This is a genomic window from Campylobacter sp. MG1 (assembly GCF_026616895.1).
GTDB lineage: Bacteria > Campylobacterota > Campylobacteria > Campylobacterales > Campylobacteraceae > Campylobacter_E.
This window is the reverse complement of the sequence record NZ_JANYME010000006.1, coordinates 21,334-34,352: the sequence shown is the minus strand read 5'-3', so window position 1 is coordinate 34,352 and position 13,019 is coordinate 21,334. Positions and strand designations below refer to the sequence as shown.

Genomic DNA, 13,019 nt, shown 5'->3' with positions numbered 1-13,019 from the left:
TCATACTCCTAAAACTCAACAACAGCATTGCTAATCAAAATACCTTGTTCTAACAATAATTTAGCTTTTTCTATCTCATACTTACTTTTACTAAGACTTAAATTAGCATTAGCACCATATAACTTTCCTAAAGCATCTAAATACTCTACATAACTTAACAACCCTGCTGTATATTTTTTTTCTATACTATTAAATGCAATATCACTAGCTTTTAATATATTTTCATTTGCCTTAATTTCTTCTTCAATAATAGTTAATTTTTCTTTTATTAATCTTATATTTTCTTTATTTTTTCTAATTGATTGATTTTCTAAATTTTTAGCTGCTAATTCTTCTAATTTTGCACTTTCAAAAAATTTCTTATCAGCACCAAATGAAAAAATATTCCATGAAAATCCAAATATAAAAGTATTACTAATCATATTCTCCTTAGCTTTAGATTTTACTAATACATCAAGTGGTGCAAAAATTTCATAATCATAATTTAATCTAGATTTTGTAAAAATATTTTTAACAAAAATCTTAGGTAAAAAATTAGAAAAAGCTACATCTTTATTTAATGAACTCATCTCTTGCTTAATTTTATTTATTTGCACTTCATAAGAATTTGTTAAATTATCATTGTATGATATTAAAGAGCCTTTCGTTGGAATATAATTTTCGTTAGTTATAACATAAATTATACTTTTTATTTCTTCTTGCTGAAACTGACTTTGTTTTAAATCATTTTTTTCTAATTCAACTCTAGCTTTAAAAATTTGCAATTCATCATTATTTTTCAAACCAACACTAACAAGTTTTGATAAACGATTCAATGCTGCAGTTAAATAATCAATATTTTGCTTTTTAAATTTAATATTATCATCAAGAGTTAAGTATGTATAATATAACTTTGTTAACTCTAACTCTAATTCATTTTTATTTTTTTCTAATTCAACCTTATTTAATTCATAATTTTTTTCAGCTAATTTTATATTAGAACTTCTTTGTCCATCATACAATAAAACATCTAAAACTAAAGAAGCATTCATAGTATTTTTCGGTAAAATCAAATATCTATCTTTATCAAAACTATAATAATTAAGCTCTAAATTTAAGCTAGGAAGATATTTTAATTTAATACCCTCTGATTTTTTTAATGTACTATCAACAATATATGATTTAGCTTTTAATTGTTCGCTATTTTCTACTAAATTTAATATTTCTTTTAAACTTTTAGCACATAAAAATGAACTAAAATTTAAAATACATAAAAAAAATATTATTTTTTTCATAAAACTCCAATATAAAAATAATGAGTGATATTATCCAAAACTTGCTAACATTTTCTTAAAATCTAAAGGAAAAATATGAAATCAAGCATAGTAATACTAGCAGCTGGTTTTGGCACTAGAATGAATAGTAATTTAGCAAAACCTTTGCATACAATTTGTGGGAAATCTTTAATTAAAATTATTATTGAAAATGCTTTGCAACTTAGTGATGATATAACTTTGATTTTACACCATCAAGCAGACGCTATAAAAGAGCATTTAAAAGATTATTCTAATTTAAAATATATATATCAAGATATGCAAAATCATAAAGGCACAGGCGGGGCTTTAATAAATTATGAGCCAAAATACGAAGAAGCGTTGATTTTAAATGCTGATATGCCTTTAATTACATTAAATAGTCTAAAAATTATAGCTAATACAAATTCTAAAATAGTTTTAAGCACTTTTAATAAATATAGTGCTAATTCTTACGGAAGAGTGATTAAAGAAAACGATAAAATAAGTAAAATTGTAGAGACAAAAGATGCAAACAATGAAGAATTAAAGTGCACTTTATGTAATGCTGGAATTTATAAAATCAGTAAAGATATATTAAAAACTTACATTCCTAAGCTAAACAACAACAACGCTCAAAAAGAATATTATCTAACTGATATTATCAAAATGGCTATAGATGATAAAATAAGCGTTAGTGAATGCACCTTTGATGAGATTGAGTTTTTAGGCATTAATAATAAATTAGATTTAGAACAAGCCGAGCAAATTATGCAAAAAAGAATAAAAGATGAATTGCTTATAAATGGCGTTATTATGCATAATAAAGATAGTATTTTCATAGAGCTTGATACACAAATTAGCAATGATTGTGAGATTGAAAGCGGAGTTGTGATTAAGGCAAATTCTATTATAAAAAGCTCAAAAATCTTAGCAAATAGCGTTATAGAAAATAGTGAGATAATTAATTCAAGCATAGGGCCAATGGCTAGAATTCGTCCAAAATGCGTTATTAAAGATAGTAAAATCGGTAATTTCGTAGAATGCAAAAATGCAAAATTAGAAGATGTAAAAGCTGGGCATTTAGCTTATTTAGGAGATTGCGAGATTAGTAGCGGTGTAAATATTGGCTGTGGTGTGATAATTTGTAATTACGATGGCAAAAACAAGCACCTAAGCAAAATCGGTAAAAATGTCTTCATAGGCTCAAACTCAAACCTAATAGCACCAATTAACATACCTAGCGATACTTTAATTGCAGCAGGTAGCACGATTAGCAACAAAGACGCTGCTAAATTAAAAGCAAAAGATTTATTTATAGAGCGTAATAAAGGCGTGATTTTTAATAATTTTAAGGATTTTTAATGAAAGTATTATTATGTGTTAGTGGAAGTATTAGCTTTTATAAAAGCTTTGAGTTAATTTCTATGTTTAAAGAAGAAGGAATTAAAGTAAAAGCTTTATTAAGTGATGGGGCTTTGAAATTCGTAAATAAATTAGCTTATGAAGCATTATGTGAAAGCGTTTTAACAAGTGAGAATGAAAGTTGGGAAAACGACAAAAATCACATAATGTTTTCAAAAGATTGTGATGCTGTTGTATTTGCTCCTGCTAGTGTTAATTCAATAAATAAACTAGCTAATGGAGTTTGTGATAATGTATTTTTAAGCACCTTAATTGCTTCAAACAAACCACTAATAATAGCACCTGCAGCAAATACTAATATGTATTTAGCAAGTCAAACTCAAAAAAGCTTAGAATATTTAAAGAGTTTAGGTGTGAAAATAGTAAAGCCAATTAGCAAAACCTTAGCTTGTAAAGAATTTGGCATAGGAGCTTTAGCTAATACAAAAGATATTTTTCTAGCAACTTTAAGAGAAATTTATAAAGATAAATTCTATATGGGAAAAAATATTTTAATAACAGGCGGCGGCACTCGTGAGAGCATTGATTTGGTAAGAAATATAGGAAATTATTCAAGTGGAACTATGTCAGATGCACTAGCTAAACAAGCTTATTTAAGGGGTGCAAATGTGGTGTATTTAAAGGCTAGATGTGATGAGATTAAAAATGAAAATTTCACACAATTAAGCTACGATACAAGTGCTGAATTAAAAGCCTTAATGCAAGATTATAAAGAATTTGATTATTTATTTATGTGTGCTGCAGTTAGTGATTTTATCCCTATCAAACAAGAAAGAAAAATAAAAAGAGATGAATTTGATGAAGAATTTAATATCAAAATAAGACCTAATGATGATTTATTAGCTACTTTTAATTTTTCTGGTAAAAAAATCGGCTTTAAACTAGAGTGTGATGAAAAGACTGCCTATGATAATGCAAAAAAAGCTTTAGTAAATAAAGGTTTAAGCTTATTATGTCTTAATATTTTAGGAGAACATACTCAATTTGGCTCAAGTAAAAACGAGATATTTTTCTGTGATTATTCAGGCATTAGTGAAGGGTATTTTGATACTAAAGAAAACTTAGCAAAAATTATTTTTGATAGAGTAAAAGCTGATGTTTAATGATGTTTTACCAATTAAATTTAAAGTAATTGATAAATTAATGTTTAATCGCTACAAATTATTAATTGGTAAAAAAGAATTAACCACAAAATCAAACATTAATTTAGAGCCAAATACTTATTATTTAGCTGAAATTTATGATAGTTTAGTCTTTAAAAATCTTCAAGCTGATAAGGTTTTTGCCTATATTGATTATGATTGTTTTGAGTTATTAAAAATCGCTTTTAGAGATGATTTTAAATACACGCTAATTAATTCATTAATCCAAACAAATCAAAAATCAGATTATGAATGCTATAAAACAATGCTTTTTGCTTTGAATGAAGATATTTTATATTTACCTTGTTTGCTTGAAGGAAAACCTATATTAATTGAATATAGAAAGAAAAAAAATGAATTAGCAATTTATTATGATGTTTTTGCTAAATTAAGCCTTTTTTTAAATGATAATAAAATATTAACTAGCTTTTCTAAGGTTCAAAAAATCTGCTTTGAATATTCGCAAAATGTAGAATTGACTACTTATAAAGATGATTTTTTTAGCCTTAGTTATAAAGGAAATTTATGAACGAGTTAAATCATTTAGCAATCATTATGGATGGTAATGGTAGATGGGCTAAAAATCAAGGTTTATTAAGAAGTTTCGGGCATAAAGCAGGTGCAAAAACTATTGAAAGATTGGTAAAAGCTTGTATTGAAGAAGGCGTTTTAGAGCTTAGTTTGTTTGCATTTTCTACCGAAAATTGGAAAAGACCTAAAGAAGAAATTGAGTTTATTTTCAAATTACTTAAAGAATACTTATCTAGTGAATTAAACAATTTTATAAAAAACGAAATTAGATTTAAAAGCTTTGGAGATATTAGTGTTCTTGATGTAGATACTAAGAATTTAATTAATGAGTTTGAAGAAAAAACTAAAAATTACTCAAGAATTATTTTTAATCTAGGCATAAATTACGGCGGAAAAGATGAGATTTTAAGAGCTTTTAAAAAATTAAAAGCAAGTGATGAAGAAATAGATGAAAATAATTTTAATAAATATTTAGATATTAAAAACAATGTTGATTTATTGATTAGAACTGGCGGACATTTTAGGATTTCAAATTTCTTACTTTGGCAATGTGCTTATGCAGAGTTTGTTTTTACCCCTACTTTGTTTCCTGATTTTAAAGAAGATGAATTAAAAGAAATTATTAAAAATTATAGAATTTGTAAAAGGAATTTCGGTGGAGTTTAGTATTTTAGTTTTTATATTTGGGCTTGTTTTTGGCTCGTTTTTAAATGTATTGATTTTAAGACTACCTGAGAGAAAAAGTGTTTTTTATCCGCCAAGTTCTTGTGGAAGCTGTAATAACAAATTAAAATTCTATCACAATATCCCTATTATTTCTTGGCTAGTTTTAGGTGGTAAATGTGGGTTTTGTAAAAGTAAAATAAGCATTCAGTATCCATTGATTGAGCTAATTGTTGGCTTTATATTTTTATATTGCATAGATATTAGTAGTTTAGAAAATCTTGCTTATTCTATTTGCTTAGCATTATCATTTAGCTTATTATTTGCACTTTGCATTATTGATGTTCGCTACCTTGCTGTGCCTAGCTTTACTTTAATGCTAACTTTGATTTTTGCTCTAATTTATACTCATTCAATAAGCAGTTTTAAAGATGCTTTAATATTTTCAGGTGGTGCGTATTTGCTAAAATCTTTAATAGAGAGCATAATGAATGCAAAAGCAAAAAGCGATGATGAATGTATTCAAGTAATGGGCGAAGCTGATATTGAAATAATGGCATTAATTGGAGCGTTATTAGGAATTAAACTTGGTTTTGTAGCTATATTTTTAGGAGCTTTTGTGAGTTTGCCTGTTTTTATGTATCTAAGAATAAAAGGCAAGGAAAACATACAAGTTCCTTTTATACCATTTTTAAGCATAGGACTTGCTTTAGTATGGTTTTTCCCTAGCGTTGGTCAATTTTGTTTAGATTATGTGCAATGATTAAAAAATATTTATTTAGACAATTTATTAGTTCATTCTTGTCTGTATTCGTAACATTGTTTATTATTAGTTCTATAATAATTTTATTTCAAATAGCAAAAATTACCTCTTATATAGAATTAAGTCTATATGAATTATTTAAATTATATGCATTAATGAGTGTTAAATTAATTTTATTTACAATACCTATAAGTTTTTTTATATCGTGCTTTATGTGTATTTTAAGATTATCTAAAGAAAATGAAATAATAATGTTATTTTCTTTAGGATATTCTCCTAAAGTAATATTAAATTTTTTCAATACTATAGCCATAGTAATAAGCACAATTTTGATAATTATTAGTTTAATTTTTATACCAATTAGTTTTTCTTTATATGATAATTTTATAGACTATAAAAAAGCATTCTCACAAATAAATTTAAAAAGTAATAATTTTGGACAAAAAATAGGAAATTATATATATTTTAGTGATGAATTTAATGAAGATATTTATAAAAATATAATCATATATGTACCTAAAACTGATGAAACAAACAAACAAATTCTAATAGCAAAAACTGGAAAAATTATTAATGATAATAGTAAGATTACTTTTAAATTAGATGATGTTAAAATATATAATTTTAAACAAAATTTAGAATTTTTACAAATAAAAGAACTTACATTTAATTCATTAATTAAATCTCAAAACAGTGGAATAAATTCAATCAAAGAATATTGGAAAAACTATAAAGAACCATCAAAATCAAAAGAATTAGTAATATATATTTTACTTAGCTTATTACCAATCACATGTGTTAAATTTGCACTAGCTTTTAGTATAATTAGCTCTCGCTATGAAAAAAGCCATGAATATTTAGCAATTTTAATATTTTTATTAATATATTTAACTCCTATGAGCTTACTATTACAATATCATTTTTATACAATACTCTTAGTATTTTCAATATCTTATTTAATATCTCATGTATGTTTTAAGAAAAAAATACTAGAAAAATATTAATATATTTTAGACTGTCAAGTCTAAAATATAATTTGATTTATTCTTTTATAGCTCTTTTTGTTAGATTAGAATAATATTCTATTCTTCTATCTCTTAAAAACGGCCACCAGCGTCTTATTTGTTCGCATTTTTTCATATCTATAGCAACTACTACTTCAAGCTCTTCGCTTTCATTGCTTCTAAATAGCTCTTTACCTTGTGCATCATATACAAAACTATTACCCCAAAAATCAATACCATTTTTAGTAGTTTCATTGTTATTTATAAAATGTTTTTTCTCATTTTGAGTAATGCTGCTTTCGCCACTAAGACTTACATCTTCAAAACCAACACGATTTACCCCCACAACAGGCAAACAATTAGCTATTGCATGTCCTCTTTGAACGCCTAGCCACGCATTTAATTGGTCTTGCATAGTTTCACTATCATCACTAACGCCGTTTTCATAAAGCCAACCAATAGCTGTAGGATATATTAAAATCTGCGCTCCATCTAAAGCCATAAGTCTTGCAGCTTCAGGATACCACTGATCCCAACATACTAAAACTCCTAATTTTCCTACGCTTGTATCAATCGCACGAAAACCCAAATCACCTGGAGTAAAATAAAATTTCTCATAAAAATGCGGATCATCAGGTATGTGCATTTTACGATATTTTCCTGCAATACTTCCATCACTCTCATAAACTATAGCAGTATTGTGATATAAACCTTCTAGGCGTTTTTCATATAAAGATGTAACTAATACGATATTATTATCTTTTGCTACTTCGCTCCAAAAAATCAAATCATTTTCATAATCACTAGCTAGGTCAAAATTATTAGTATTTTGCACTTGGCAAAAATAAGCACTTTGGTGTAATTCTTGTAAAATTACTAATTTTGCACCTTTTTTAGCAACATTTTTAATCTTTGCTTTTGTGATTTCTCTCATATTTTCGCTATATTTTTGTGATACTAAACCAATTTTTAACATATTAATCCCTTGTAATAATTCGCCCTACCAATCCAACTGCCGTAGCATTTTCAGGTATATCGCTTAAAACTATAGCATTTGCTCCAATTTTTGCATTTTTTCCTATTGTGATATTTCCTAAAACAACAGCACCAGCGCCTATTAATACACCGTCTTCAACAGTTGGGTGTCTTTTACCACTCTCTTTACCAGTACCGCCTAAGGTAACCCCGTGATAAATCGTAACATTATCGCCTATTATAGCAGTTTCGCCTATTACAACACCCAGTCCATGGTCAATAAAAAGCCCTTTGCCTATAGTAGCACCTGGGTGAATTTCTATACCAGTTAAAAATTTAGAAAACTGAGATATTGCCCTTGCTATAAAAAAAAACTTATGCTTGTAAAAAAAATGTGCTAAACGATGATTTGATACAGCGTGAATACTAGAATATAGCAAAAAGACCTCTATCTTACTTTTTGCTGCTGGGTCTTTTACTAAAATATTATTTATATCATATCTTAATCTATCAAACATCATAAATTCCAGTAGATATATATTTTTCGCCACTATCAGGTGATATGCTAAGTACAACTTTACCTTTACCTAATTTTTTAGCTAATTCTAAAGCTATCTTAACATTAGCACCAGTAGAAATTCCAGCCAAAATACCTTCTTTTTGTGCTAATAATTTTGCATAATAAAATGCATCTTCATTACTAACTTTTTCTACACAATCTACAACATTAGCATCATAAATAGTAGGTATAAAACCAGCTCCTATACCCTGTATTTTATGCGGTGCTGCTTTGCCACCACTTAAAACTGGAGAACTTTCTGGTTCAACTGCGATAATTTTTATATTATTAAATTTCTCTTTTAATTTTTTACCAACCCCACTAATAGTACCACCAGTACCGACCCCAGCTACAAAAGCATCTAATTTTGAAAAATCGTTTATAATTTCTTCTGCTGTATTATTATAATGAGTATTTGAATTTGCAAAATTATTAAATTGTTGAGGAATAAAATATCTATCATCACTATTTGCTAATTCATTAGCTTTTTGTATAGCTCCACTCATACCTAATTTACCTTCAGTTAAAACGAGCTTAGCTCCATAAGCAGCTATCAAATCTCTTCTTTCTTTACTCATAGTTTCAGGCATAACTATACATACTTCATATCCCATTAACTTACCTATCATAGCTAAAGCTATGCCAGTATTACCACTGGTTGGTTCTAAAATAATTGAATTATTCTTTAATTTACCGCTATTTTTAGCATCAATTATCATAGCCAATGCAGCCCTATCCTTAACACTACCTGTAATATTAAATCTTTCAAGTTTTAAATAAACTTGAGCCATATCATCATCAACCATATTATTTAATCTAACAACAGGTGTATTTCCTATAAGTTCTAAAACATTATTATATATCATTTAATCCTCCTTAAAAATATTCATACAAGAACAATGTAATGAGCCATTTTGCCTCACGAAGACTAAGGCATTTACTAAAATAATTTTATGATTAGGTAAAGCTTTTTGTAATTTTTGTCTTACTAATTCATCGTTTTTATCATCATAACAAGGCATTATTAAAGCGTCATTTACAAACACAAAATTAGCATAAGTGCAGCCTAATCTTTTGCCATTATAATGTTTTGGGCTAGGAATTGGTAGTGAGATTAGATTATATTTAGTTTTTTTAAGCTCATCTTCTAAGGCTTTTAAACTAGCGTAATTTTCATCATTTTCATCTTCGCAAGAACTATAAGCGATAGTATTTTCATCAATAAATCTAGCTAAAGTATCCACATGAGAATCCGTATCATCACCTATAATGACACCATTTTCAAGCCACAAAACTTCTTGAACTTTTAAATATTTTTTAAGTGTATTTTCTATTTCTTCTTTGCTTTGTTGATTTCTATTATCGTTTAATAAACATTCAGTAGTTGTTAATAATACCTTGCCATTAGTATCAATGCTACCACCTTCTAAAATAAAATCAATTTTATTTAGGTCTTTTTTAAGATAATTTTTAAACAAATTTTCATTAAAAGCATTGTCTAAATTAGAACTAAATTTATTCCCCCAAGCATTAAAAACAAAATCCAAATTATTATCAATTGGACCAAAATCTCTAATCCAAGTATCATTAGTATTAAAACAATAAAACTCTATATTATTTAACTTTTTAAACTCATCAAGATTTGCACTTTCGTGATGAACTAAAAGCACCTTACAATGATTTGCAATAGCTTTTGCAAATTCTAAATAAGAATTTAAAATCTCATTTAAATAAGGCGACCAATCGCTATCTTTATGAGGTAATGCTAATAATATATATTCACATTTTTGCCATTCTGCTCTCATTAACAAAACACCTTTATATAAGCATAAGCTGCAAGCACTAACCATACGCATAAAATTGCTGCCATAATAAATGGCTTAAGACCAGCTTTGCTTAACATATCCTTTCTAATATTTACTCCAAGTGCCACCATTGCTAAGCTTAATAAAAATGTATCAAAAATAGCAATATTAGGCTTTATAACATTTAAAGCATATTCTGTATTTAAAATAGGCAAACTTGATATGCCACAAGCTAGTAAAAACCCTAAAGCAAACCAAGGAATTTGATTTAGGAAATTGCCTTTTTTTTCTTCTTTTTTAAATCCAAAACTAAGCATTAATAAAAACGGAACAAGCATTAAAACTCTTACCATTTTTATAACTATACTTGAATTTGCCCCATCAACTCCTATACTAGAACCCGCTCCTACAACGTGTGCAACTTCGTGTAAAGTTCCTCCTACTAAAAAGCCAAATAATCTACCATCTAAATCAAATAAATTTTGAACCAATGGATAAACAAACATTCCAATACAACCATACACAACTACGGTGCAAACTGCTATACCAACTCTTGCCGAACCACCTTTTAGCACACTCTCACTAGCTAAAACAGCAGCAGCTCCACAAATACTAGAACCACTAGCAATTAATGCTGATTGTAAAAAGTCTATTTTTAATAATTTTCCTATTAATAAGCCAATAAAAAATGTAGAAAAAACTATAAAAAAAGCAAGTCCAACTCCACTTAAACCAATGCTTTCAATATCACTTAAAGAAATTCTAAAACCATAAAGAATAATCCCTAGTCTTAAAATCTGCTTAGTGCATACTCCTAAAGCACCTGTTTTTTTTAATAAGCTTACATTATGATGTGCGAAATTTCCAATAACAGCTCCCAAAATTACGGCAATTATTAAAGCTGATATTCCAAAGTTCTTAAAAAAGCTTAATTCACCAATAGCATAAGAACAAAATGCTAAAACTACTAATACTACATAACTTTCTATTTTTTTACTTTTATAAATTTTATTTACCCCCAAAGCTACTTGCTCTGGGGATTTATTGTGTTTTTTACTCACTCTTTTTCCATTCTACTTACTGCATTTATACCAATTAAGCTAAAACCTGTTTTTATACATAAAGCAACTTGAGCAAATATTTTTAAATATTGCTCTTCGTTTTCATGTCCAATAACTCTAGTTTCATTATAAATTTTATGAAATGAACTTGCGATTTGTTTTAAATAATCGCATAATTTAGAAAGAGTTCTGCTATTAAAAGCGTCTTCTAAAACATCATTTAAAGCTAAAGCATCAAATAATAAATTAAGTGCATTTTCATCTTTAAAATTACTTAAACTAACATTAATTACATCATTAAAGTTTTTATTAGCTTTTGCAAATATTTGATGAATTCTTGCATGTGCGTAGTTTATATAAAAAATAGGATTTGAATTATCTTGCTTTTTAAACTCATCTACATCAAACTCAAGCGGACTATCACAACGCTTACTTATAAAAATATATCTTAAAGCATCTACGCCAATATCATCTAAAACATCGCTAAATAAAATGACATTACCTTTTCTTTTACTCATTTTATAAGGTTGTCCATTTTTTAGCAAATTAACCATTTGAGCTAGGATTACTTCAAGATTATTAGCATCGTGCCCTAAAGCACTCATAGCAGCTTTTACACGAGCAATGTAGCCGTGATGATCAGCTCCCCATATATTAATAACTTTATCATATCCCCTACTTAATTTATCATCGTGATAAACAATATCAGCTGCTAAATAAGTCCCCCTACCATCTTCACGCACGATAACTCTATCTAAATCATCTCCATATTTTGTAGATGCTAAATATAATTTATCATCTTTTAAATATGTTGCTTCGGCTTTTTTTAATTTTTCTAAAGTTTCTTCAAGCTTTGGATAATAAGCAGTTTCGCTTACATAATTATCAATCTTAATTCTAGCATTTGCTAAAGTTTGCTTGATTTCTTTTAAGACTTCATCTTTAGCTAAACTTGCTATTTTGGTTTTGTTATTTATAAAATCATCTTTAAATTTATCATAAAAAATCCTAGCAAGTTCTTGCATATACTCGCCACCATAAAAGCTTTCAGGATATTCAACATTTTCTTTTAAAACAAAATCTCTTATAGCTAAAATAACGCTTTCGCCTAATAAATCTATTTGATTACCTGCATCATTTACATAATATTCTGTATCAAATGTATAGCCTAAATGTTTTGCAATTTTATTTAAACTATCTCCATAAATAGCACCCCTTGCGTGTCCTATGTGAAGTGGTCCTGTAGGATTTGCACTTACATATTCAAGCAAGATTTTATAATTTTTTTTAGGACTTTTTGCAAAATCTTCTGGATTATTTAAAGCATTTTTACATAATTTATCTAAAAAATCATTTGATAATTTGAAATTGACATAAGCATTCACTGCTTCAACACTGCTAAAAATCTCACAATTTTTCAATTTTTCTGCAAAATCTGCTGCAATTTTATTTGGGGCTAATTTAAGCTCTTTTGCAAAGCTAAAGCAAGGCATTGCAAAATGAGCTAAATTTCTATCTTTTGGACTTTCTAAACTAAATTCGCATTCTAATACTTTTGATAAATACTCTTTAATACTTTCCTTTAGCATTAGGCTTTTTGCTCGCTTTTTACTTCATTAGCTTCAGTTTTTTTAGTATTATCAGCTAATTCATCAATTTCATTCACAGGCTTTGCAGTAGTATCATCTGCCATTTCTTTTTTAAATGTTTTAATACCTTTTCCTAAGCCTTTTGCAAGTTCTGGTAATTTTTTACCACCAAATAATAAAATGATTACTAATAAAACAATAATCCAGTGCCATCCACTACCTATTCCCATA

Annotated in this window: 14 protein-coding genes; 6 read left to right on the top strand and 8 right to left on the bottom strand. The window is 27.5% G+C overall.

What is annotated here, in order from left to right; all coding sequences use genetic code 11:
• Positions 1 to 8: 8 nt before the first annotated feature.
• Positions 9 to 1,274 (bottom strand): TolC family protein, encoded by a 1,266-nt coding sequence (locus NY022_RS06085; protein ID WP_267524439.1) that lies wholly within the window; start codon positions 1,272 to 1,274, stop codon positions 9 to 11.
• Positions 1,275 to 1,349: 75 nt separating this feature from the next.
• Here NY022_RS06085 and glmU point away from each other — a divergent pair, with 75 nt between their 5' ends.
• The 6 genes from glmU to NY022_RS06055 are packed head-to-tail and all read left to right on the top strand — an operon-like array spanning position 1,350 to position 6,799.
• Positions 1,350 to 2,636, top strand: a complete 1,287-nt coding sequence (glmU, locus tag NY022_RS06080) for a bifunctional UDP-N-acetylglucosamine diphosphorylase/glucosamine-1-phosphate N-acetyltransferase GlmU (protein ID WP_267524438.1) — start codon at positions 1,350 to 1,352, stop codon at positions 2,634 to 2,636.
• On the top strand, positions 2,636 to 3,799 hold the full coding sequence (gene coaBC, locus NY022_RS06075; RefSeq protein WP_214117336.1) for a bifunctional phosphopantothenoylcysteine decarboxylase/phosphopantothenate--cysteine ligase CoaBC: 1,164 nt from the start codon (positions 2,636 to 2,638) through the stop codon (positions 3,797 to 3,799). Before glmU ends, coaBC begins: the two co-directional genes overlap by 1 nt.
• A complete protein-coding gene (locus tag NY022_RS06070; protein WP_214117337.1) occupies positions 3,792 to 4,367 on the top strand; it encodes a hypothetical protein in 576 nt (191 codons plus the stop codon). Before coaBC ends, NY022_RS06070 begins: the two co-directional genes overlap by 8 nt.
• Positions 4,364 to 5,035 carry a polyprenyl diphosphate synthase gene (gene uppS, locus NY022_RS06065; protein WP_214149817.1) on the top strand — a complete coding sequence of 224 codons (672 nt, stop codon included), beginning with the start codon at positions 4,364 to 4,366 and terminating at the stop codon, positions 5,033 to 5,035. The genes NY022_RS06070 and uppS overlap by 4 nt, the downstream gene beginning before the upstream one ends.
• The gene (locus tag NY022_RS06060; RefSeq protein ID WP_267524434.1) at positions 5,025 to 5,795 is read left to right on the top strand and encodes a prepilin peptidase; all 771 of its coding nucleotides are present in this window, start codon (positions 5,025 to 5,027) and stop codon (positions 5,793 to 5,795) included. The genes uppS and NY022_RS06060 overlap by 11 nt, the downstream gene beginning before the upstream one ends.
• Positions 5,792 to 6,799: an LptF/LptG family permease gene (locus NY022_RS06055; protein WP_267524432.1), complete on the top strand. Its 1,008-nt coding sequence runs from the start codon at positions 5,792 to 5,794 to the stop codon at positions 6,797 to 6,799. Before NY022_RS06060 ends, NY022_RS06055 begins: the two co-directional genes overlap by 4 nt.
• Positions 6,800 to 6,836: 37 nt before the next feature.
• Here the strand turns inward: NY022_RS06055 and NY022_RS06050 are convergent, their stop codons facing one another.
• Genes NY022_RS06050 through tatA form a run of 7 tightly spaced genes read right to left on the bottom strand, consistent with a single transcriptional unit; the run spans position 6,837 to position 13,018 of the window.
• Complete coding sequence (locus NY022_RS06050; RefSeq protein ID WP_420707987.1) at positions 6,837 to 7,775, bottom strand: carbon-nitrogen hydrolase; 939 nt, start codon at positions 7,773 to 7,775, stop codon at positions 6,837 to 6,839.
• Between the two features lies 1 nt (position 7,776).
• Entirely contained in the window at positions 7,777 to 8,292 is a 516-nt protein-coding gene (epsC, locus tag NY022_RS06045; RefSeq protein WP_267524430.1) for a serine O-acetyltransferase EpsC, read from the bottom strand.
• Entirely contained in the window at positions 8,285 to 9,199 is a 915-nt protein-coding gene (gene cysK, locus NY022_RS06040) for a cysteine synthase A (RefSeq protein ID WP_267524427.1), read from the bottom strand. Before cysK ends, epsC begins: the two co-directional genes overlap by 8 nt.
• Positions 9,200 to 10,138, bottom strand: a complete 939-nt coding sequence (locus NY022_RS06035; RefSeq protein WP_267524425.1) for an agmatine deiminase family protein — start codon at positions 10,136 to 10,138, stop codon at positions 9,200 to 9,202.
• The gene (locus tag NY022_RS06030) at positions 10,138 to 11,199 is read right to left on the bottom strand and encodes a YeiH family protein (protein WP_267524423.1); all 1,062 of its coding nucleotides are present in this window, start codon (positions 11,197 to 11,199) and stop codon (positions 10,138 to 10,140) included. The genes NY022_RS06035 and NY022_RS06030 overlap by 1 nt, the downstream gene beginning before the upstream one ends.
• Positions 11,196 to 12,788, bottom strand: coding sequence for an arginine--tRNA ligase (gene argS / locus NY022_RS06025; protein ID WP_267524420.1), 1,593 nt, complete (start codon positions 12,786 to 12,788; stop codon positions 11,196 to 11,198). The genes NY022_RS06030 and argS overlap by 4 nt, the downstream gene beginning before the upstream one ends.
• Positions 12,788 to 13,018, bottom strand: coding sequence for a twin-arginine translocase TatA/TatE family subunit (gene tatA / locus NY022_RS06020; RefSeq protein ID WP_214115733.1), 231 nt, complete (start codon positions 13,016 to 13,018; stop codon positions 12,788 to 12,790). Before tatA ends, argS begins: the two co-directional genes overlap by 1 nt.
• Position 13,019: the final 1 nt, after the last annotated feature.